Annotated in this window: 19 protein-coding genes; 6 read left to right on the top strand and 13 right to left on the bottom strand. The window is 72.2% G+C overall.

The window, feature by feature from the left end:
* The first annotated feature begins 153 nt into the window (after window positions 1-153).
* On the top strand, window positions 154-357 hold the full coding sequence (locus Q1N79_RS26520) for a hypothetical protein (RefSeq protein WP_300613618.1): 204 nt from the start codon (window positions 154-156) through the stop codon (window positions 355-357).
* Between the two features lie 11 nt (window positions 358-368).
* Here Q1N79_RS26520 and Q1N79_RS26515 read toward each other — a convergent pair whose 3' ends face one another.
* The 8 genes from Q1N79_RS26515 to Q1N79_RS26480 form a co-directional block, all read right to left on the bottom strand.
* Window positions 369-1,313 carry an NADP-dependent oxidoreductase gene (locus tag Q1N79_RS26515; RefSeq protein WP_300613617.1) on the bottom strand — a complete coding sequence of 315 codons (945 nt, stop codon included), beginning with the start codon at window positions 1,311-1,313 and terminating at the stop codon, window positions 369-371.
* Between the two features lie 109 nt (window positions 1,314-1,422).
* Window positions 1,423-2,301, bottom strand: coding sequence for an HAD hydrolase-like protein (locus tag Q1N79_RS26510; protein WP_300613616.1), 879 nt, complete (start codon window positions 2,299-2,301; stop codon window positions 1,423-1,425).
* Window positions 2,298-3,770 carry a hypothetical protein gene (locus Q1N79_RS26505; protein WP_300613614.1) on the bottom strand — a complete coding sequence of 491 codons (1,473 nt, stop codon included), beginning with the start codon at window positions 3,768-3,770 and terminating at the stop codon, window positions 2,298-2,300. Before Q1N79_RS26505 ends, Q1N79_RS26510 begins: the two co-directional genes overlap by 4 nt.
* On the bottom strand, window positions 3,763-5,184 hold the full coding sequence (locus Q1N79_RS26500) for a biotin carboxylase N-terminal domain-containing protein (RefSeq protein ID WP_300613612.1): 1,422 nt from the start codon (window positions 5,182-5,184) through the stop codon (window positions 3,763-3,765). The genes Q1N79_RS26505 and Q1N79_RS26500 overlap by 8 nt, the downstream gene beginning before the upstream one ends.
* A gap of 37 nt (window positions 5,185-5,221) precedes the next feature.
* Entirely contained in the window at window positions 5,222-5,713 is a 492-nt protein-coding gene (locus tag Q1N79_RS26495) for a biotin/lipoyl-containing protein (protein ID WP_300613610.1), read from the bottom strand.
* A gap of 28 nt (window positions 5,714-5,741) precedes the next feature.
* Entirely contained in the window at window positions 5,742-6,860 is a 1,119-nt protein-coding gene (locus Q1N79_RS26490) for a PEP/pyruvate-binding domain-containing protein (protein ID WP_300613608.1), read from the bottom strand.
* Complete coding sequence (locus tag Q1N79_RS26485) at window positions 6,857-8,653, bottom strand: PEP-utilizing enzyme (protein ID WP_300613606.1); 1,797 nt, start codon at window positions 8,651-8,653, stop codon at window positions 6,857-6,859. The genes Q1N79_RS26490 and Q1N79_RS26485 overlap by 4 nt, the downstream gene beginning before the upstream one ends.
* Before the next feature lie 58 nt (window positions 8,654-8,711).
* Entirely contained in the window at window positions 8,712-10,760 is a 2,049-nt protein-coding gene (locus Q1N79_RS26480; RefSeq protein WP_300613604.1) for an acetoacetate--CoA ligase, read from the bottom strand.
* Between the two features lie 149 nt (window positions 10,761-10,909).
* On the opposite strand from Q1N79_RS26480, the gene Q1N79_RS26475 reads away from it, so the two are divergent.
* On the top strand, window positions 10,910-11,782 hold the full coding sequence (locus Q1N79_RS26475; RefSeq protein WP_300613602.1) for an amidohydrolase family protein: 873 nt from the start codon (window positions 10,910-10,912) through the stop codon (window positions 11,780-11,782).
* Between the two features lie 364 nt (window positions 11,783-12,146).
* On the opposite strand, the gene Q1N79_RS26470 is transcribed toward Q1N79_RS26475, so the two are convergent.
* The 3 genes from Q1N79_RS26470 to Q1N79_RS26460 all read right to left on the bottom strand — a co-directional run bounded on the left by Q1N79_RS26470 (window position 12,147) and on the right by Q1N79_RS26460 (window position 14,760).
* Window positions 12,147-12,836, bottom strand: coding sequence for an HAD family hydrolase (locus tag Q1N79_RS26470; RefSeq protein WP_300613599.1), 690 nt, complete (start codon window positions 12,834-12,836; stop codon window positions 12,147-12,149).
* Window positions 12,833-13,948, bottom strand: a complete 1,116-nt coding sequence (locus tag Q1N79_RS26465; RefSeq protein ID WP_300613626.1) for a TIGR03364 family FAD-dependent oxidoreductase — start codon at window positions 13,946-13,948, stop codon at window positions 12,833-12,835. Before Q1N79_RS26465 ends, Q1N79_RS26470 begins: the two co-directional genes overlap by 4 nt.
* 62 nt (window positions 13,949-14,010) lie before the next feature.
* Entirely contained in the window at window positions 14,011-14,760 is a 750-nt protein-coding gene (locus Q1N79_RS26460; protein ID WP_300613597.1) for a GntR family transcriptional regulator, read from the bottom strand.
* A gap of 111 nt (window positions 14,761-14,871) precedes the next feature.
* Between Q1N79_RS26460 and Q1N79_RS26455 the strand changes: the two genes are divergently transcribed.
* Complete coding sequence (locus tag Q1N79_RS26455; RefSeq protein WP_300613595.1) at window positions 14,872-15,810, top strand: expansin EXLX1 family cellulose-binding protein; 939 nt, start codon at window positions 14,872-14,874, stop codon at window positions 15,808-15,810.
* A 79-nt stretch (window positions 15,811-15,889) separates the two neighbouring features.
* Entirely contained in the window at window positions 15,890-16,264 is a 375-nt protein-coding gene (locus Q1N79_RS26450) for a DUF427 domain-containing protein (RefSeq protein WP_300613593.1), read from the top strand.
* 8 nt (window positions 16,265-16,272) lie between these two features.
* Here the strand turns inward: Q1N79_RS26450 and Q1N79_RS26445 are convergent, their stop codons facing one another.
* Window positions 16,273-17,592 carry an acyltransferase gene (locus Q1N79_RS26445; RefSeq protein ID WP_300613591.1) on the bottom strand — a complete coding sequence of 440 codons (1,320 nt, stop codon included), beginning with the start codon at window positions 17,590-17,592 and terminating at the stop codon, window positions 16,273-16,275.
* 12 nt (window positions 17,593-17,604) lie between these two features.
* Window positions 17,605-18,891: an acyltransferase family protein gene (locus Q1N79_RS26440; protein ID WP_300613589.1), complete on the bottom strand. Its 1,287-nt coding sequence runs from the start codon at window positions 18,889-18,891 to the stop codon at window positions 17,605-17,607.
* 168 nt (window positions 18,892-19,059) lie between these two features.
* On the opposite strand from Q1N79_RS26440, the gene Q1N79_RS26435 reads away from it, so the two are divergent.
* Together Q1N79_RS26435 and Q1N79_RS26430 are read left to right on the top strand one after the other, a co-directional pair.
* The gene (locus Q1N79_RS26435; protein WP_300613587.1) at window positions 19,060-19,497 is read left to right on the top strand and encodes an NUDIX hydrolase; all 438 of its coding nucleotides are present in this window, start codon (window positions 19,060-19,062) and stop codon (window positions 19,495-19,497) included.
* Between the two features lie 70 nt (window positions 19,498-19,567).
* Window positions 19,568-20,964: NHL repeat-containing protein (locus Q1N79_RS26430; RefSeq protein WP_300613585.1), on the top strand; the 1,397-nt coding region annotated here is incomplete at its 3' end.

Here is a 20,964-nt window from a genome sequence, read left to right as displayed (position 1 = left end):
GCAAGCATTGTAAACCGGACCAAACGGACCGTTCGATCGTGAGATTGCCCACGTCGCGGGCTTGCGCGGCCCGGCTCCCCGGCTCCCCGACGGCGGGAGGGCCGGCCTGACGCGGCCGCGGCCCATGGTCAAGACTGGCAGTGAGCGTCCCCGATGTCCCCAAGGGAGGGCGACATGACGAACAATCCCGAGGACATCCTCGGCCACGAGGACAGCACCGACGTCCTCGGCCACGAGGAGAGCACGGACGTCTTGGGTGAGGAGGAGAGCACCGACGTCCTCGGCGAGGAGGAGAGCACGGACGTCCTCGGTGAGGAAGAAGGCGGCACAGACGTCTTCAGCTCTCACCCCGAGTAACCAGGCCGCGGTCAGAACGTCAGCACGAGTCGTCCGCGCACGCCGCCGGCCTCCAGCCGGCGGTGTGCCTGCGCGGCGTTCTCCGCCGGGATCAGCTCGGCGATCCGCAGCGTCAGCACGCCCTTGGCCGCCAGGTCGGCAAGCTGGGCGAGCCGCGTGCCCTCGTGCAGGTGGCTGCCGACGAGCACGAGCGAGATCGTGATGTCGCGTTCGGGCTCGCCCTGGAACGGGCGCACCGCCATCAGCTGCCCGCCGTCCCTGACGGCCGGCAGGATGGCCGGCCCGAGCAGCGCGGCATCGAGCACCGCGTCCACGCCGTCCGGGTACAGCTCGCGCACCGCCGCCGCCATCCCGGCGCCGCGCTCAACCACGTGCCGCGGGCCGAACGAGCGGATCAGCTCCGCGTCCTCCGGCTTCGCGTCGCCGATCACGATCAGCCCGTCGTGGGCGCCGAGCTGGATGGCGTACTGGCCGACCGCGCCGGCCGACCCGGTGACCGCGAGCGTCTGGCCGGGTCGCAGCGCGAGCATGTCCAGCGCCGTGCGCACGGTCATGGCGTTCATCGGCAGCGTCGCGGCGGCCTCGAGCGAGATCCCGTCGGGCACCAGGGCGAGCTGGTCCTCCGACACCAGCCTGTACTCCGCCTGCGCGCCGCCGCCGCTCACCCACGGCGAAACGGCCGCCATCACCCGGTCGCCGGCCCGCCAGCCGCTCACCGACGGGCCGACCTCGTCGATCACCCCCGCCAGGTCCATGCCCGCGATGTACGGCGGCGTCACGCCGTCGGGCAGGTGCCGCCCGCCGTGCCGGAACCCGAGGTCGGTCGGGTTCACCGCGGCGGCCGCGACGCGCACCCGCACCTGGCCCGGGCCGGGCACGGGAATGGGCAGGGTGACGATGTGCATCACCGACGGGTCACCGAACTCGGTGAAACCGACGGCCCGCATTTCGGTCATGAAAGGACTCCAGAGGTAGTCGGGGCAGGGGAGACGCCGAAGATTCGTTCGGCATTGTTCGCATAGCTGACCTCGGGGAGGCGGAACGCCTCCTCGACCGCGATCCGCCTCATCCGGTCTCCTTCCGGCAGATCTCGAGCAGTTCGTCCACCCCCCGCAGCCGCAGGTGCGGCCGCCGCTGCGCGGGCAGGTGGTCGTAGGCGGTCGCGGTGCCGAGCCCGGTGTCCACCGCGATCGCCAGCGCCCGCCCGCGGTGCGCCATCGGGACCTCAAGCAGCGGGTCGTCGCCGACGACCGCGATGTCCTTCGGCGCGACGCCGAGCCGCGCGGCGGCCGCGCGCAGCGCCGCGAGCGACGGCTTGCCGGTGATCGTCAGCCGGCAGCCGGTCAGCGACCTGATCATCGCGCTGATCGCGCGCGAGGTGCCGAGCGCCCGGCCGTGCGCGGAAGCGAAGAACGGCGTCTCTGACGCGCTGTACAAGGCGGCCCCGGCCCACACCGCGTGGCAGGCCGACTCGAGCGCGGGCATCGTGAACTCGGGGAACCAGCCGACGAACACGGCGTCCACGAGCGGCGTCTCGTGCCCCGCCCCGCCGCCGGGCGTGTCGGCAGGCGGGACCACCTCGATGCCGGCTTGCGTCAGCGGCCGCGTCAGCCCGTCGCCGCCGAGCACCATGACCCGTTTGTACCTGCGCCTGGCGAACATGACCGCCGCGCTGCTCGCCGGGGTCAGCATGTCCGCATCAGGCACGTCGAGGCCGGCCTCGCGCAGCACGCGCGCGAAGTGCGCGGGCGCCCGGTTCGTCCCGTTGGTGAACACCACGTACGGCAGGCCGCGGCCGCGCACCCAGGCGAGCATCTCAACGGCCCCTGGCAGCGGCCGCAGCCCGTGGTTGACCCGGTCGCCGAGGACCAGCGTGCCGTCCATGTCGAAGATGAAGCCCCTGGCGTTCCACAGCCGCGTTACCGCCTCGTCAGGCACCGTCACTCCGAACGCCCTTTCAGCTCCAGCCGGAACCCCGGCTTGTCCACCGTCAGCCGGGCGGCTCCCGGCCGGGTGCCCAGCTCGCGCAGCAGCCGGAGCACCGGCTGCACGCCGGGGTTGTAGTGCGCGACCGCGGGCCCGGCGGCGAGCATCCCGTCCACCTCCGCCTCAGGCATGCCGAACCGCAGCAGCAGCTCCTCATCGCCTGTCCGCCGCCCGAACCGGCGCCGCAGCTCGGGCACCGACAGCGGCGGCGGCTCGCCCGCGAGCTCGCGGGCCCTTGGCCTGGACAGGATCCGGTCGAGCACTCCCGGGTCCACCGGCGCGGTCGGCTTGCCGAAGCTGCCGAGCACGTACCTGATCACCTGGTCAGGCACCTGGTCGTAGCGCGCCCCCCCGCCCACGATGTTCGCCAGCGCCTGGCCGATCACCATCTGCGGGAACGGGGTCACCATGATCGGGTAGCCGAGTTCGGCGCGCACTCGGGTGATCTCCTCCATTACCGCGCCGAACCGGTGTTCCATCCCCAGCTCGGCTAGCTGCCGCCGCAGCGTGGTCATCACCCCGCCCGCGACCTGGTGGTGCATGAACGCCGCGTCGAACTCCCGCGGCTTGCCCGCGGGCAGGTTCTCGGCCGCCGCGAGCTGGTCGAAGTACCGGGCGACCAGCGCGAGCAGCCGGTCGTCGAGGTCGACGGTGTGGCCGCTGGCCCGCAGGTTGGCGACGAGCTTTTCCGCGTCAGGCAGCGAGGTGCCGTTGCCGAGCGCCCCGCAGCCGACCTGCAGCACGGCCACGCCCAGGTCAGCCGCGGCCAGGCAGGTCAGCGGCGACAGCCCGAGCGAGGCGTGCGCGTGCAGCTCAAGCGGCTTGCCGTTCAGTTGCGCGAGCACCGCGGGGATCAGCGTGCGCGCCCGCTCCGGGGTGAGAATCCCGGCGGGGTCCTTGACGTACGCGCGGTCGATGTCGCCGCACGCGGCGAGCTGCGCCGCTATCCCCGCGTAGAACGCGTCGTCGTGCACGGCCGAGACCGTGTAGGTGAGCGCGGCGATGACCTCTGTCCCGCCGGCCTTCTTGATGATCCGCGCGGTCTCGCGCACCGCGTCCATGTCGTGCGTGGGGTCGAGCACGACGAACCGGTCCATGCCCGCGTTGACCAGGCACTGGTACACCAGCTCCATGACGTCGGGGGAGGCCTTCTCCCAGGAGATGAACCGGAAGCCGGTGCCGATGAACTGCAGCCGCGTGTCCGGCATCGCCGCCCGGGTGAGCCGCAGCAGGTCCCACGGGTTCTCCCGGTGCGTGCGCACCGACACGCCCATCGCGGTGCTCGAGGAGAAGTCGAGCGCGCGGAACCCGACCCGGTTCATCAGCGGCGCGACCTGCGCGATGTGCGCGGTGCGCAGCCCGGTCGCCCCCCACAGCGACTGGTTGCCGTCCCGCACGGACACGTCGACAAGCTGCAGCTCAGCCATGGCTTGCCCCGCAGTCGGCAGGAAGACCGGATTCATCCAGAACGGTCCCGGCCGTCTCCCCTGCCCACACCCGCTCCAGGTACCCGGTGTCGACGCCGCCGCGCGCGAACTCGCCGTCGGCGAGCAGCGCCCGGTGCATGCGCAGGTTCGTGGCCACCCCGCCGATCTCGCACCGGTCCAGGGCGCTCCTGGCGCGGCCGAGCGCCGCGGCGCGGTCGGCGCCGTGCGCGATGACCTTGGCCAGCAGCGAGTCGTAGTGCGGCGGCACCGCCGAGCCCGCCTGGACGTGCGTGTCGACCCGGACGCCGTCCGGCCCGCCGGCCGGGAAGACCGCGCTCGTCACCGTGCCCGGGCTGGGCTGGAAGCCGTTGCCAGGGTCCTCGGCGTTGACCCGGCACTCGATCGCGTGGCCGGTGAACGTCACGTCGCGCTGGCGCATCCGCAGCGGCCGGCCCTCCGCGATCCAGATCTGCTCCGCGACGATGTCCAGTCCCGTGACCGCCTCCGTCACCGGGTGCTCCACCTGGATGCGGGCGTTGACCTCCAGGAAGTAGAACGCCTCGCGCCTGGCGTCGACGAGGAACTCAACGGTGCCGGCGCCCCGGTAGCCCAGCCGCTCGCCAACCGCGACCGCGGCGCTGGCGAGCTCCCCGCGCAGGGCGGCGGGCAGCAGCGGCGCCGGGGCCTCCTCGATCAGCTTCTGGTAGCGCCGCTGGACCGAGCAGTCCCTGTCGCCGAGGTGGATCACCCGCTCGCCGTCGCCGAGCAGCTGCACCTCGACGTGGCGGCCGGGGGAGACGTACCGCTCCAGGTACACGCGCGGGTCCCCGAACGCCGCCGCCGCCTCCCCGCTGGCCACCGCCACCGCGTGCGCGAGGCCGGCCGGGTCGCGGACCACTCGCAGCCCGCGCCCGCCGCCTCCCCCCGCGGCCTTGACCAGCACGGGGAACCCGATGCGCCCGGCGAGCTCGCCGGCGCTTGCGTCCGGCATGACCGGCCCGCCTGGCACGACCGGCAGCCCCGCCGCGACCGCGTGCTCGCGCGCCGCGAGCTTGTCACCCGTGGCTTCAAGCGTCTGCGGCGACGGCCCGATGAACACGACGCCCGCCGCCGCGCACGCCCGCGCGAGGCGCGCGTTCTCCGACAGGAACCCGTACCCGGGATGAACCGCGTCCGCGCCCGCGGCGAGCGCCGCGCCGGCGACCGCGTCCACGTCCAGGTAGCTCGCCGCGGCGGCGGCCGGCCCGATGCGGATCGTGGCGTCGGCGAGCCGCGCCGGCAGCGACCCGGCGTCGGCGTCGGACACGGTCAGCACGGTCTCGATGCCGAGCCGCCGGCAGGTGCGGATCACCCGCGCGGCGATCTCGCCCCGGTTGGCGACCAGCACCCGCCGGAAGCCGTGATGTCCGCTCACGGCGCCTGCGCCCCGCTGACCGGGGCCGTCGCTGCCATCACGGCTCCGGGGCGATCCACATCAGCGTGGCGCCCTGCGCCGCGGTCTCGGCGTTGCGCAGGCAGATCTGCGCGACCCGCCCCCTGGTCCCCGCGTGCACCGAATTCATCAGCTTCATCGTCTCCACGATCGCCACCACGGTGTCCTCTGTGACCTGGTCCCCGACCTCGACGAACGGCGCGGCCCCCGGCCGCGGCGCCCGGTAGAACGTCCCCGGCAGCGGCGCGTTCACCGGAACCTGCCCGTCCCGGCTCGGGTCGGCCTCCGCCACCCGGCCGGCCTGCGGCTGGGGCTGCGCGGCGGACGCCCCGTTCGGGGCTGGCGAGACGACCGCGGGATCAGCGACGACCTGTGACTCCTGCGTCCAGCCGCCGCCCGGGGCGCGGCGCAGCGAGAGCCGGAACCGCGGCGTCTGCAGGTCGAGCTCGTCGTACGGCAGCGAGTCGAGCACGGCGAGGATGTCCGCTACGTCCTGATTTGTCAGGTCCATTGCGGCAGCCCCGCGGTTTCCCTGACGCTCACAGCGGCTTCCCGAACAGGGCGAGCACGTGGTCGGCGGGGCGCGCCTTCGGGGCGGCCACGGGAGCCGCGGCGCGGGCGGCCCACACCGTTTCCGGGCGGCTCTGCAGCAAGACGATGCGCTCGGTCCCCGAAGCCGCCGGAGCGGGGGAGGCCGGCTGGCCGAAGGAGCCCGCCGCGGGGGGGACCGCGGGGGACAGCGGCTCCTCGAGCAGGGCCCACTCGATGTCCTGCGGCACGCCGTAGTGGGCCTCGACCCGGCCCGCGATGGCGGCCAGCGCGCGGATCTCCTCGTCGGCCAGGCACGGCGCCGAGCGCAGGTCAGCGGGGGTGTCGGCGACAGCCACCCCGTGTCCGTTCTGAACATAGGAATGGATGCGGTCCTTGGCCGAGACGCGGCGGCCGGTGATCTCCCCGGTGATCTTGCTGATCACGAAGCTGTCCGGGGTCACGTCGCCCGCGACCAGGGCCGACCCCAGCCCCCACGTGCCCTCGATCGCCACCACCGAACGATCCCCGGTGACTGGAGAGCGGGTGAACATCACTCCGGCGGCGCGGGGGCGGACCATCAGCTGGACGACGACCGCCATGCCAAGCGACTGCTCGGGCATGGCGAGCCGGCGGCGGTAGGTCACCGACTCGTCGTTGTACATGCTCGCCCAGCAGCGGCGGACGTGACCGAGCACGGCGACCGCGCCGGCGACGCCAAGGTAGCTGTCCTGCAGGCCGGCGAACGACGCGGCGGAGCTGTCCTCCATCGTCGCCGACGACCGGACCGCGACGTCGGGGTCGGCGCCAGCGGGGCCGAGGGCCGCGTACGCGGTCGTGATCGCCGCGGCCAGGGACGCGGGCAGCGGGGCGGCCGTGATTTTTTCCCTGACGGCGGCGCTCACCCTGGCGATCGCCCCCAGGTCTGCCGCGGGCAGCGCCTCGACCTGGGCGCGCAGCTCGCCGCCGGGATCGATGGCGTCGATAGCCGCCCTGAACGCGGTGGTCGTCACCGCGAACCCGGGCGGCACGGCGACGCCGGCCCGGGACAGCTCGCCGAGGCTGGCGCCCTTGCCGCCGACGTCGGCGGGATCTCCCGCTGACGCCAGCGGCAGCACGAACTCGGTCACAGCACCCGCACCGTGCCGCGGTCCCCGTCCACCCGGATCCTGTCCCCCGTCCTGATCCGCTTGGTGGCGTCGCCGGTGCCGACGACGGCGGGCATGCCGTACTCGCGGGCGACGATCGCCGCGTGCGACATGGCGCCGCCGATGTCAGAGACCGCCGCCTTGATCTTGCCGAACACCGGCGCCCACGACGGCGCGGTCACCGGGCAGACGAGAATCTCGCCCTCGCGGATCTCGCCGATCTCGTTGACGTCGTGCAGCACCCGGGCGACGCCCTCGACCACGCCGGCCGAGGCCGCGACGCCGTGCATCTCCTCCTCGTCCGGGTGCAGCCACGACTCGATGCGCTCGGCGGTGACCCCCCACAGCATGCGCACCGCGGGGTCGTTCAGCGCCTCGGGCACCGGGCCGAGCGCCGGCGGCGGCGACCAGTCACGCAGGACTTTGAGCATGCGCTTGCGTTCGGCGATGATCGGCGGGAAGTGCGCCCCGCCGATCGGCGGCGTGCCCGCGGCCCAGGCGAGCGAGAGGTCGGCGAGCGCCTGGTCGACCTCGCCGTGGTGCAGGTGGAAGACGTCGTCGGCCTCGCCGAGCACGCCCTCGCGGGCCAGCAGCGCGCCGAACGCCTTGATCTTCTGGAAGAACCGCGTGGTGAACCAGTGCTCGCAGTAGAACTTATGGTCCTCGACGAACGGGAACACGAGCCGGCACAGGCCCAGCATCTGGTCGAACGCGGCCTTCTCGTCGTCGGTCGTCAGCAGGTCGCGGTAGCCGTTGGCGATCCGCTCGCGCTCTTCGACGAGCTGCGCCGTCGGCCGGGCGCGCATCGCCCCGTCGCGCACGGCGCCGACGTAGCCGGGCAGCGCGGTGAACGGCACCGTCAGGTCGTCGTTCCAGCTCAGGTGGTGGTGGTAGAACCCGTCGCCGGTTGACACGTGGAACCAGGGGTCGCGCGCCTTCGCGAACGCGTCCAGCCATTGCTCGCCGGCCGGCCCACGGGAGGCCAGCGTGGACAGCACCTCCGCGGGGACGCAGCCCTCGGTGAACAAGTCGTCCACGCCCAGGTCGACGGCCAGCCGCGCCAGCGACCGGAGCTCGTCGTCCGGCCGGTACATGATCACGTCGATGCCCGCCACCATCCGGGCCACGGTCTGGTCGCTGATCTCGGGGAACGCCTGCGTGCAGAACTGGAAGAACACCACGTAGGCGCCGTAGCCGAGCATCAGCATCTCGGTGTGGTGGTGCCAGGCCTTGGAGTACAGCGCCAGGCACCTGGCGAAGTTGTCCTGCAGGTAATGGTTCTGCGCGATGCCGCGCGCCTCGAACACCACCGTGTCGTCTTCCCACTCGGGCAGCGACGGCACCTCGATCGCCTCGATCTCCGCGATCAGCCCGCGAAGACGCTCCTTCCAGCCCTCGTACAGCGAGTCCCAGTTCTCGAAGTAGTAGCCCGCCCGCGGGCCGAAGGCCTCGGCGCGGCGCCCGATCTCGGCGGGGTCAAGCACCGGGTTGGCGGTGATGTAGACCCGGCCGTTGACGATCCGGTGCTCGATGCCCAGCGTGGTCGGGAACACGAACAGCCGCGCGGTGTTCGCGCCGATCGCCTGGTACGGGATCTCCGACGTGACCGTGTCGAAGGCCGGCATGGGCTCGGGGAAGTGCATCGAGTTGTAGAACCAGAAGCGCTTGTCGTCGTCGGGCTGGAACCGCGTGAAGTACTGGTACATCGAGCGCCAGTTCTCGGCGCCCGGCACGTCAGTTATCTGCGAGGGGAGCGGAAAGCCATCGTGTTCCATCGTCGGAACCCCCTGGTTGGCCCACGGAGTGGGAGCTGGATTAGCCGGATTAGCTGGATTAGGTTGTGTAGTCCCGCTGGGTGCGCGCGTAGTCGATAAAGGCGTCCAGGGAGGACGCGTCGGCCATCGCGCTGGTGTTGGCGGCCTTCTCCGCCGGCGTTCCCATCAGGATCTTGCGGACCGGCACCTCGAGCTTCTTGCCGGTCAGCGTCGTCGGTATCGCGGGTACCTGGATTATCTTGTCGGGCACGTGCCGCGGGGTGTACTCACGCCGCAGCCGCATTCTTATCTCATTTTCGATCTTCTCGTCGAGCGTGAGACCGTCGGCCAGCTTGACGAACATCGGCATGAAGAACTGGCCGCCTGGCAGGTCGAGGTTGACCACGATCGCGTCGTCCACCTCGGGGACGCCCTCCAGGACCGTGTAGATCTCCGCGGTGCCGATCCGCACGCCGAACCGGTTCAGCGTCGCGTCGCTGCGGCCGAGCACCTGGCAGCTGCCGCGCTCGTTCACCTTGAAGAAGTCGCCCTGCCGCCAGACCCCTGGGAACTCGTCGAAGTACGTGGCCCGGTACCTCGTGTGGTTCTCGTCGTCGCCCCAGAGCTTGACCGGCATCGACGGCATCGGCTGGGTGATCACCATCTCGCCGACCTCGTTGACCACCGGCTGGCCCTTGTCGTTGAAGGCGTACGCGGCCACCGCGAGGTTGCGGTGCTGGTGCCAGCCGGCGTAGACGGGCAGGGTCGGCGACCCGCCGGTGAACCCGCTGCACACGTCGGTGCCGCCGCTGCCGACGATGCTGAACAGGTCCCGCTTGACCGTGCGGTAGAACCAGGCGCCGCATTCGGGGGAGACGGGCGAGCCGGCCAGCATGATCGTCCGCAGCGCGGACAGGTCGTAGGAGTCCTTCGGCACGACGCCCCGCTTGGCGAGCATGTCCGCGTACGCGGGGCTGCCGCCGAACAGCGTCACGTTCGCGTCGGCCGCCATCCGCCACAGCGCGTCCGGCTCGGGGTAGCCGGGGTTCCCGTCGTACAGCAGCGGCTTCACGCCGAGCAGCAGCGAGCTGACCAGGAAGTTCCACATCATCCAGCCGGTCGTCGTGTAGAAGAACAGCACGTCGCCCGGCTTGAGGTCCATGTTCAGCCGTTGCAGCTTCAGCTGCTCGACGAGGATCCCGCCGTGGCTGTGGGTAATGGCTTTCGGCAGTCCGGTGGTGCCGGAGGAGAACAAGATCCACAGCGGCATCCCGAACGGGCCGTGGTGGAACTCGAAGTCCGCCGGCTCGACCGCGGGGCCGTCCAGCAGGTCGTGCCAGTTCAGCGCGCCGTCCGCGGGCGCGGGGATGGCGGCGAACGGCAGGTAGATCACGTGGCGCAGGCAGTCGAGGTCGTCGACGATCGCCTTGATCTCGCCGCTGCGGTCGTAGTCCTTGCCGCCGTACCGGTAGCCGCCGGTGCAGATCAGCACGGTGGGCTGGAGCTGGCGGAGCCTGTCGAGCACGCCGCGCCAGCCGAAGTCGGGGGACACGCTCGTCCAGATCGCCCCGATGCTCGTCGCGGCGAGCATCGCGATGACCGTCTCTGGGATGTTGGGCAGGCAGGACGCGAGGCGGTCGCCAGGCCGGACGCCGAGGTCCCGCAGCCGGGTCGCGAGCTTCCTGACGTTCCCGGCGAGCTCGTCCCAGGACAGCGGCGTGACCGGCGTGGTCTCGGAGTGGTAGTACAGCGCGACCTCGCCCGGGCGCTCCTGGCGCAGCACGTTCTGCGCGTAGTTCAGGCTGGCGCCGGGGAACCACTCCGCGCCGGGCATCTCCCGCTGCCCGAGCACCGCGTGCGGCTGCTCGGCGGCGACGATGTCGCTGTAGTCCCAGATGGCGCCCCAGAAGCCGTCGATGTCCGTGACCGACCACTGCCACAGGTCCGGGTACCCGGCGAAGCCGAGGCCGCGCGTTTGCCGCAGCCAGGCCATGAACGCGGTGATGTTCGCGTTCGCGATCCGCTCGGGGGTCGGCGTCCAGAGCAGGTCGCCGGCGGAAACGGGGCCGCTCAGGTCGGCGAGGGGCGTGTCCGCGGGCACGTCAACAGAATGGGCGTCTGCGCTCACAGCCACGAGGTTTTCACACGCCGCTCGCCGGAATCAATGGCGAAGTGGCCCATTTCACTCATCGGGGTGTTGGTTGCCGGCCCCAACACATCCTGCTCGGGGCGCATGCGTGACAATCACGGCGTCGCAGGACCTGTACAATGCCATGGATGCGCATCGATTCGCTGGCCGCTGTCGACGTTCACGTGCACATCGAAGCCGACGGGCATGGCTGCTTCTCCCTCGACGACGAGCTGCTCGCCGCGTCCGCGAAGTACTTCAGGGCGGACCACGACCGCTCGCCCACCCTGGAGAAGATCGCGGACCTGTACCGGTCGCTGAACATGGCCGCGGTCGTGTTCACGGTGGACGCCGGCACGTTCACCGGGCATCCGCCGCTGTCGAGCGAGGAGATCGCCGACAAGGCGCGCGAGCACGCGGACGTGCTGATCCCGTTCGGGTCGGTCGACCCGCTGCGCGGCGCCGACGCCGTCGCCCAGGCCCGCCGGCTTGTCGACGGGCACGGCGTGCGCGGCTTCAAGTTCCACCCGTCGCTGCAGGGCTTCGCGCCGAACGACCCCGCGTACTACCCCCTCTGGGAGCGGATCGCCTCGCTCGGCGTGCCGGCGCTCTTTCACACCGGCCAGACCGGCATCGGCGCGGGGCTGCCAGGCGGGCGGGGCATCAAGCTGCGGCTGTCCGACCCGATGCTGCTCGACGACGTGGCGGCGGACTTCCCCGACCTGACGGTGATCCTCGCCCATCCGTCCGTGCCGTGGGCGGACTCGGCGATCTCGATGGCGACGCACAAGTCCAACGTGTACATCGACCTGTCGGGCTGGTCGCCGACGTACTTCCCGCCGTCGCTGGTCCGCGCGGCCAACTCCTACCTGCAGGACAAGGTGCTGTTCGGCACGGACTTCCCGCTGCTGACCCCGCAGCGCTGGCTGCGCGACTTCGACGCGCTCGACATCAAGCCCGACGTCCGCCCCAAGATCCTCAAGGACAACGCGGTAGCCCTGCTCGGCCTGGACAAGGGCTAGCGCGGCACCCGCGGCGCGCCCGGCCGGGGCGGGGTGTTTCCCCGGCGTCACCAGAGTCCCGCAAGTGTGACTTTGCACACTCCTTGCATGCACAAATCGCCCATAACGGACGGCGAAATCGTCACAGAGTGTGCAAAGACGGCTGGCTGCCAGCCCTTGATGATCATCCACAGCGGCGGATGTTTATCCACATGGTGTTTGTCCCGGTAAGGCGCGATGTGAGACCTGGTTATGCACAGCTGGTCCACCCCCTGCTCCCAACCGTGGCCACAAAGCTCTCAGGCGTTGCGCACAGCGTCATCCACAGGATCTGTGGAAACCGCGCGTCGCGTGCGCCAGCCGGGCAGCCGGGCAGTCGGCCGCGTCACGCGCCCAGGTGCGGGAGCAGGCCGGCGATCGAGTCCAGGACGAGGGGGTCGCCAGGCAGGCCCGCCCGCGCCGGCGCGGCCGCGAGTTCCTCGCGGGTCGAGGCGCCGGTCAGCACGCCGGCGACGACGCCCGCGCCGGCCCGCAGGCCCGACTCGACGTCGCTCGGGGTGTCGCCGACGACGGCGAGCTCGGCCACCGCGCCGCCGCGCAGGCGCAGCAGCGCGGTGAGCGGCAGGTCCGGCCATGGCCGGCCGCGGCCCGCGTCGGCGGGGGAGAGCACCAGGTCGACCAGCGGCGCCCAGCCGAGCGCGGCGACGATCGCGTCCCGCGTGGCCGGGGAGAACCCGGTCGCCAGGCACACCTTGATCCCGGCGGAACGGCACGCGGCGAAGACGTCGACCGCGCCGGGCATCGGCGCGACCTGGCCGGCGTTCACCGCCGCCGCGTAGTGCGCCTCGAACGACGCGTTGGCCGCTTGCGCCGCGGACTCGTCGGGCAGGATGTGCCGGAACACCTCGATCTTCGACTGGCCCATGCTGGCCTGCACGTGCCTCATCGCCTTGTTGAAGGCGGCGACGGGCAGGTTGTGCCTGGCGATGGCCGCGGTGAACGCGGCCATGACGGTCCCCTCGTCGCGCACGGTGGTGCCGGCCATGTCCAGGCAGGCGACGGTGATTCTGGTCATGGCGGGAAGGTCTCCTCGGCGATGGCGGGGGAACAGGTCATGCCGCGCCCGCCCGGGCCGGTGACGAGGACCACGCCTGGCGCGACCTGCGACCGGTGGTAGAGCGCGTCGCTGCCGACGACCTCGCTGTAGACGCCGGCCCAGCGGCGCTGCGTCGGCGGCAGCGGCGCTCCGAGCAGCGCCGCGGCGCGGGCCCGCAGGTGGTCGTAAGCGTCCTCGTCCACGTCGAATGCGAACGGCTCGTCGTAGGAGTGCGTGTCGCCGATGGTCAGCCCGCCGTCGGCGCGCTGCACGAGCAGCAGCTGCGCGCGGGCCGCGGCCGCGGCCGGCGACTGCGGGCCAAGCAGCGCGCGGGCGGGCACGTCGTAGGCGGGGTAGTAGCGCAGCGAGTCGCCGTCGGCGACCGAGGTGGTCAGCCGCGCGGGAAACGGGCGGGTCTGCAGCATCTGCAGCCGGACCCGCCGCAGCCCGCCGCCCGCGGACTCCAGCGCGCCGGCTGCCGCCAGGTGCCGTCCGGCCACCCCGGTGAAATTCGCTCCCGTGCACAAGACCACGAGGTCGCCGCGGTGCCATGTCCCCTGGTGGTCGCGCACCCCGTGGGCGGCGACCTCGACGGCCTCCAGCCTGGGGAGCCACGCGTATCCGGGTCCGGCGAGGGAGGCGCGCAGGGCCGGGAGCGCCAGCCGGGGCTCCACGATCGCGTCGGCCCGGCACAGCAGCCCGCCGAGGAACTCACCGCGCAGCGCCGGGTTCGCCGCGCGGACGCCGCCGGGGTCGAGCAGCTCGAAGTCCCGCTGCTTGGCGTCCGGCAGGTCCGCCGCCTCCCGCAGCACCTGCAGCTCGGCCGGACCGGTGGCGACAGTCACCGACCCGGCCGCACGGAAGCCGATGCCCGGGGCGTCCGCGGCTATGCGTTCCCACAGCTCGCGGGCGCGCAGCGCCAGGGCGAGCTCAGCGCCGGCCCTCCGGCCGCTTACCCAGATGAGGCCGAAGTTGCGCACGCTCGCGCCGCGCGCCGCCGCCTCTCGCTCCAGGTGCACGACGTCGGATCCGCGGCGTCGCGCCATCCACGCGTGCATGGTGCCGAGCGCGCCGCCGCCGACGATGACCACCCGGTGAGTCGCGTTCACAGGCTACAAGTATAGCCAGCCTTAAACTTGTATAGCCAAGTTGCTCAGTCAGCGGCGGCGGACGTGCGGGAAAGCGCGTTGACGGCGACCGAGTTGTGGATGCTGAACGCGATCGCGGAGCCCAGGTACCTGTCGTCGGACCACTCGACCGGCTGCCCGGAACGGTCGGTGGTGAACCGGCGCTCGCGAAGCAGCGGCACCGCCGGGCGGACCCCGAGCCAGCGGGCGTCGTCCGCCGACGCCGGCACCGCGTCGATGACGTGCTCGGCGTCGGTGAACGCGATGCCGAGCTGCTCAAGCCGCTCGGTGATCGACTCGGCGGTCAGGTCCATCCCCGCCACCAGCGCCCCCACGTGGTCCGGGTACACGGCACGCTCCACCATCACCGGACGGTCGGCGAGCAGCCGGACCCGCACCAGGCGATAGACGTGCGCGCCGGCCGGGAGCGCGAGCCGTGCTGCTTCCGGCGCGGTGGCGGGGCGGCGCTCCAGGGCCACCACGCGGCCGGCCGGCACCTCGCCGATGGCCCGCGCCCACCGGGAAAACGACAGCAGCTCGCCGAAGCTCTGCACCCGGGCGCCGCCGATCACGACCCGCCGCGCGCCGCGCCTGGACGCGATCACCCCGTCCGCGCGCAGCGCCGCGAACGCCTGCCTGATCGTGCCGCGCGACACCGAATACTCCTCGGCAAGCTCGCTCTCCGAAGGCAGCTTGGTGTTCGGCGGGTACGTGCCGGCGGCGATGGCCGACTTGATGTCATCGGCCACCTTCCGGTACAGCGCGGACCCCGTCATAGCAACTGAGGTTATCGGGGACCGGTCGGCCTGCCCAGGGATCGGCGCGCCGGCGGCCGGATTGCGCGAATGCCCGGCGGCGCCGGCCCGCCCGTCCGTACACTCCAGGCCATGGTCGCTGGCCGTCACCGCAGCGCGCGCTGGCCGCTGCTCGGGTTCGGGTTCGGCGTCGGCGCCGTCGCGGCCGCCGTGATCGCGGTGGCCCTGGGCATCGGCCAGGTGACGGGGAACCAGGCGTGCGCGGCGGTGCTGAACCCGGCCGGCGCGGTCTCCGGGATCGCCACGCACTACGTGCTGCAATCCGTCGGCAACTGCTCCTACCCGGATCCGCCCGCCAACCAGCTGTTCGTGGCGCTGTCACCGCCGGAATACGACAGCGCGGCCGCGTGCGGCAGCTACCTGGAGGTGCACGGCCCGGACGGCTCGGTCACCGTGGAAGTGATCGACCAGTGCCCGCCCTGCGCGCAGGGGCACATCGACCTGAGCGAGCCGGCGTTCGCCGCGCTGGCGCCGCTGTCCGCCGGGCTCATCGACGTCTCGTACCAGACCATCGCCGACCCGCCGCTCCCGGCGCCGGTCTCGTTCGAGGTCAAGGACGGCTCGTCGCAGTACTGGCTGGCCCTGCTCGTGATCAATACGGGCAACGCGGTGGCCTCGGTGCAGCTGGAAACGGCACCGGGTGCCTGGCTCGATCTCAGCCGCGCCAGCTACAACTACTGGATCGACGCGGCGGGCGCGGGGCCCGGCCCGTTCACCGTCCGGGTGACGGACACGCTCGGTCACCAGGTCACGGTGCACGGCATCGCGCTCGACCCGGGCGCCGTCCAGGACAGCGGGGTCTACATGTACGGCGCGGGCGGCGCCGCACCGCCGCCAGCATCCGCGGCACCCGCGCCGTCATCGGCCGCGCCGTCATCGGCCGGCCCGCCCGCGCGCCGTCCGCGCACGTCAGCGAGTCCGGCGAGGCCTCCCGCGGCGGCGCGGTTCGCCCCGATACCGTCCCCGCCGGACCCGGTCCCGGCCAGCCCGAGCCCGGGGCCGAGCTGCTAAGACCGAACGGCTAAGCCGGAATGTCCGCGGCCGCCCCGTGGCTTACCGTGCTAACAGTGCCCGAAGAAGGGAGCCGCCCATGAGCCGCGCCGTCAAGATTCCCGACGCCACCCACCCGATCACGGTCCGCCCGACCGGTTCCCGCGTGACCGTGCGCGTCGGCGGCGTGACGGTCGCCGAGTCCGACAGCGCGCTGTCGCTGGCCGAGGCGTCCTACCCGGTGGTGCAGTACATCCCCATCGCCGACGTGGACCGGAGCCTGCTGCGGCGCACCGGCACCCAGAGCTACTGCCCCTACAAGGGCGACGCCAGCTACTTCAGCGTCCAGACGCCGGACGGGCGCACAGAGACCGACCTGATCTGGAGCTACGAGCAGCCCTACCCGGCGGTCGCCGAGATCGCGGGGCACGTGGCCTTCTACCCCGACCGCGCCGAGATCACCGTCGCCGGCTAAGGCCGACATTATTCCGAACGACGCGTTACTTCGCCCCGCGCGTCCCCGATACCCCGCTTGACCGGCGTGCCTGGCGCGCGGTCGCGCCCGGTCAGCAGCGTCGCGGCCACGCCGGCGGCGCACGCGGCGAGGACGAGCCCGGGCGCGTGCCCGCCCGGGGCGAAGCCGCCGACCGCGAGCCTGGTCAGGCCCAGCATCAGGGCGATGACGCCGAAGGCCAGCAGCACCGGCGACCATGGCCCCGCCCGGCCGAGCCCGGCGGGCAGCCGCGCCGCCCGCCGTTCCACCGGCATGAACACCGTGACCAGGAGCGCGAGCACCACGGCGAGAAGGGCGAGCCACACGGCCCGCAGTTCCCACCACTGCGTGGTCCCGATGGCAGGCTGGGGCAGTATCCCGGTCCGGTAGAACGCGACCGCGACGACGATCGCGGGCACGAAATGCCACAGGTACACGGTCATCGTGGCCTGGTTCAGCTTCGTGACCCAGCGCCACGGGCGCGGCCTCGCCAGCAGCCTGGAGACCGTGGGCTCGGCCGCGAGCACCAGGCCGTCGTGGGCGGCGGCGAAGGCGAGCAGGGCGATCGACGGCGGGTTCGTGTTGCCCGAGCCGATCATGTTGACCGCGAACCGCCCCCAGATCAGCAGGCCCGCCAGCAGGGCCGCGCCCCCGGCGGCGAGCGCGTACGGGCGCCACCGCGGGGACGTCAGCGTGCGATCCTGCCAGGCGAAGCCCCACTGGTGAATCGCGCCCCACACGAGCAGGAAGTTGACGTACCCGACGACGGACGGCACGTGCCCCCCGGCCAGCAGGGCGTTGACCAGGGCGGCCGCCGCGGCCATGACGGCGGGAACCGCCAGCCCCCACCGCCTGTGCGCAGCAAGCAGCACCGGGGTCAGCGCGATCAGCAGCAGGTAGACAGGAAGGAACCACAGCTGGAGCGCGACGAGCCAGCCCGCCTCGGCGATCTCCGCCGTGCTCACGCCCGCCGCCCCCGCGATCGCCACCGCGGCGACCGCCACCGCGACGAAAACCGCCGTCGGCCAGAGCAGGCGCATGGCCCGGTGGCGGACCCACCCGGTCCAGGTCTGCCCGTCCGCGTGGTGCGCGGTCCAGGACAGCGCGTTGACATAGCCGCCGACGAGGAAGAACAGCGGCATCACCTGGAAGACCCACGTGCCCCACTGTGCCCAGCCGATGTAATCGAGCGCGTCAAGCCCGGACAGCTGGCCGCCGCTGTAGGTGATGGAGATCAGCACCCAATGGCCGAAGACGACGCCGGCCATGGCCACGACCCGCACCAGGTCGACGTAGCGGTTCCGTTCCATGGCCGCGAGCCGTCACGCCGGGCGGAGCTCTTGCGGCCGGGTGCCCTGCGGCTGGTTGCGGCCGGTAAACAGGGTCGCGGTCATGCCGATGACGAAGGCGGCCAGGACGGGCACGGGCGGATGGCCGCCGGGGGCGAACCCGGCGATCGCGAGCCGGGTCAGGCCCACCGAGGCGGCGACGATGCCCGCCAGCAGGAGCACAGGGGACCACGGCCCGGGCCGCCCGACCCCGGCGGGCAGGCGGAGCATCGGCCGCTCCGCGCGCATCACGACGATGACCAGGGCGACGAGCAGCACGGTCAGCAGGCCCCACCACGCGGGCCGCAGCTCCCACCACTCGGCCGTGCCGATGGCGGGCTGGGGCATCACCCCGGTCGCGTAGAAGGCGATCGCGACGATGATCGCGGGCACGAAATGCCACAGGTACACGTTCATCACCGTGGCGTTCAGCCGCCTGACCGGCTGCCACAGCCGTGGCCTGGTCAGCAGCCTGGAGACGAAGGGCTCGGCGGCGAGCACCAGCCCGGCCTGGGCGGCGGCGTACGCGAGCAGCGCGATCGACGGGGGGTTCGTGTTGCCTGAGCCGATCATGTCCGGCTTGAACGGCCCAAGCATCAGCAAGCCGGCCAGCAGGGCGGCGCCGCCGGCGGCGAGCGCGCAGGGCCGCCATCGCGGGTCTGTCAGCGTGCGGTCCTGCCAGGCGAAGCCCCACTGGTGAATCGAGCCCCAGACGAACAGGTAGTTGACGTACCCGATCACGTGCACGTGCGGCCCCACCACGGCGATGTCCACCAGGCCGGCCGCGACGGCCATGGCGGCGGGAACCGCCAGGCCCCACCGCCTGTGGGCGGCAAGCAGCAGCGGTGTCAGCGCGATCAGCAGCAGGTAGACGGGCAGGAACCACAGCTGGAGCGCGATGAGCCAGGCGGCCTCCGCGATCTCTGCCTCGTTCACGCCCGCCGCCCGCGCGATCGCGACCGCCAGGACCGCCACGAACACGTAGACCGCCGTCGGCCAGAACAGGCGCATGGCCCGGTCGCGGACCCAGATCGTCCAGGTCTGCCCGTCCGCGTGATGCGCCGCCCACGACTGGGCGTTCACGTAGCCGCCGACGAGGAAGAAGACAGGCATGACCTGGAACAGCCAGGTCACCCATTGCCCCCAGCCGATGTAGTCAAGCGCGTCAAGGCCGGACAGCTGCCCGTTCCGGTAGGTGATGGAGATCAGCAGCCAGTGGCCGTAGACCACGCCGCCGATGGCCACGACCCGCAGCAGGTCGGCATAACGATTCCGTTCCATGCCAGGAAGAGCTCTCTGCCCGTAGCAGGCCTGTGAAAGGGCATCCGCAGGCTCGCTACTAGCATCGCCCGCGAAGTTTAAGGTTTCCAGAGACTGAGGTCCGCCCGCGCGGGGAATTCCGGTCTTCCCGGCGGCTGCCGCGGCCGGCCGGGTGCGATGATGGGCTCGATGAAACCCGCCAGGCACTCAGTCGCGATCGTCGTCCGCGGCGAGGACGGCACGTTCCTGCTCGTGCGCCGCCCAGACGACCCGGCGGATCCGCTCGCCGGCGTCTGGGGGCTGCCCGCGGTCACGCTGCGCGAAGGCGAGGACGAGCCGGCCGCCGCCGTCCGCGCGGGCCGGGTCAAGCTCGGCGTGGAACTGCGGGTCGGGCGCAAGATCGGCGAGAAGGCGGCGGACCGCGGCGAGTGCGTGCTGCGCCTGTCGGACTACGAGGCGGACATCGTGAGCGGGACCCCGTCGGTGCCGCAGCCCGACACGTCCGTGACGCAGTACGTCGAGTGCATGTTCGCCACCGACCCGGCGCTGCTCGGCGAGGCGGCCGCCAGGGGCTCGCTGTGCGCGCAGGTCTTCCTCGAGTCGGCGGCGAAGCTGTTCGGTATCTGACAAAGGTCGTACACCTGCCGGCCACCCAGCTTGGCTATCCAAGTCACCTACGGGCGTTAGCGTCCGCTCCATGACCCTGCTCTCCAGGCTCTCCAGGATCTTCGGGCCCGCCGCGCTCGGCGTCGGGGTCGCGGCGCTCGGCGTCGCGCTCGCCGCGGCGCCCGCGTCGGCGGCGCCCGCCGCGAACGCCCCCTACCAGGGCACACTGACCGCATCGGTCACCTCCGTTCCCGTGTGTACTTCCATCACGTTCAGCTACTCCGTGCCCGCCGCCGGGGTGGAGTCGACGAACTGGGTCGGCATCTACGAGCCCGGCCAGACCCCGGGCGACGTGGCCTCCACCGTCTGGCAGTACACGCCGGACGCCAGCGGCACGGTCACGTTCAACACCGCCTCGCTGGACGGCGTGGGCGACTACGTCGCCTACTTCCTGTACGACAACGGCTATGACGTGCTCGCCGGCCCGGTGGCCTTCTCCGTCACCCCGGGCACGATCGCGCCCGCGCCGGCCTACTCGCGCGCGATCGGGCAGAGCCAGCTGAGCCAGCCCTACGGCGTGGCGACCGACGCGGCGGGCGACATCTGGGTCGCCGACACCGGCGGCAACACGATCGCCGAGTTCGACGGCTCGGGCCGCCCGCTGCGCGTGACCGGCGGCGGCGCCGGCCTCGACCAGCCAGAAGGAATCGCCGTCGACGGATCCGGTGACATCTGGGTCGCCGACACCGGCAGCGACCGCGTGGTCGAGCTGTCGCCGTCCGGGACCGTGCTGACCAGCTTCGGCGCCGCGGGCAGCGGCGACGGCCAGCTGGACCAGCCGGTGGCGCTCGCGGTCTCCGCGGACGGCGGCACGGTCTACGTCGCGGACCAGGACAACAACAGGATCGAGGAGTTCACGGCCGCCGGTTCCTATGCCGGCTCGATCAGCGTGCCGACCCCGGCCGGCGTGGCGCTGGACGCGAGCGGGGACATCTGGGTGTCCAGCCCAAGCTACGCGGCCGGCAACCAGGTCTACGAGTTCTCCCCGGCGGGCGCGCAGCTGCTGTCGTTCGGCACCACGCAGGCGGGCTACGGCGCGCTTGGCAACACCAGCGGCATCGCGGTGGGCCCGGACGGGAAGATCTACGTCGGGCAGGAGGACTACAACCTGGTCAGCGTGTACAACCCGGACGGCACCTTCTACACCGAGTTCGGCCTGCAGTCCGACACGAGCGACGCCTTCGAGAACCTCCTGGCGCCGGAGGGCCTGGCGGTAACCCCGTCCGGTGACGTGCTTGTGGCCGACACGGGAAACGACCGCGTGGTCGAGTTCTCCCCGGCGCCGGACTCGGCCGCGGGCGCGGTCGCGCCGCCGGTCGCGCCGGCGGCGCGACCGGCCGGCGGCGGCGCCCCGTCCGTCCCCCTGATGATCGGGCTGTCGCTCGCCGCGCTGGCACTGGCCGCGGCCGCCGCGCTGGCGCTGGCCGC

Origin of the sequence: Trebonia sp. (assembly GCF_030042015.1) — a bacterium.
In the GTDB taxonomy this organism is placed as follows: domain Bacteria; phylum Actinomycetota; class Actinomycetes; order Streptosporangiales; family Streptosporangiaceae; genus Trebonia.
Note: the sequence above shows the minus strand (reverse complement) of the source record. Positions and strands in the feature narration are given on the sequence as shown.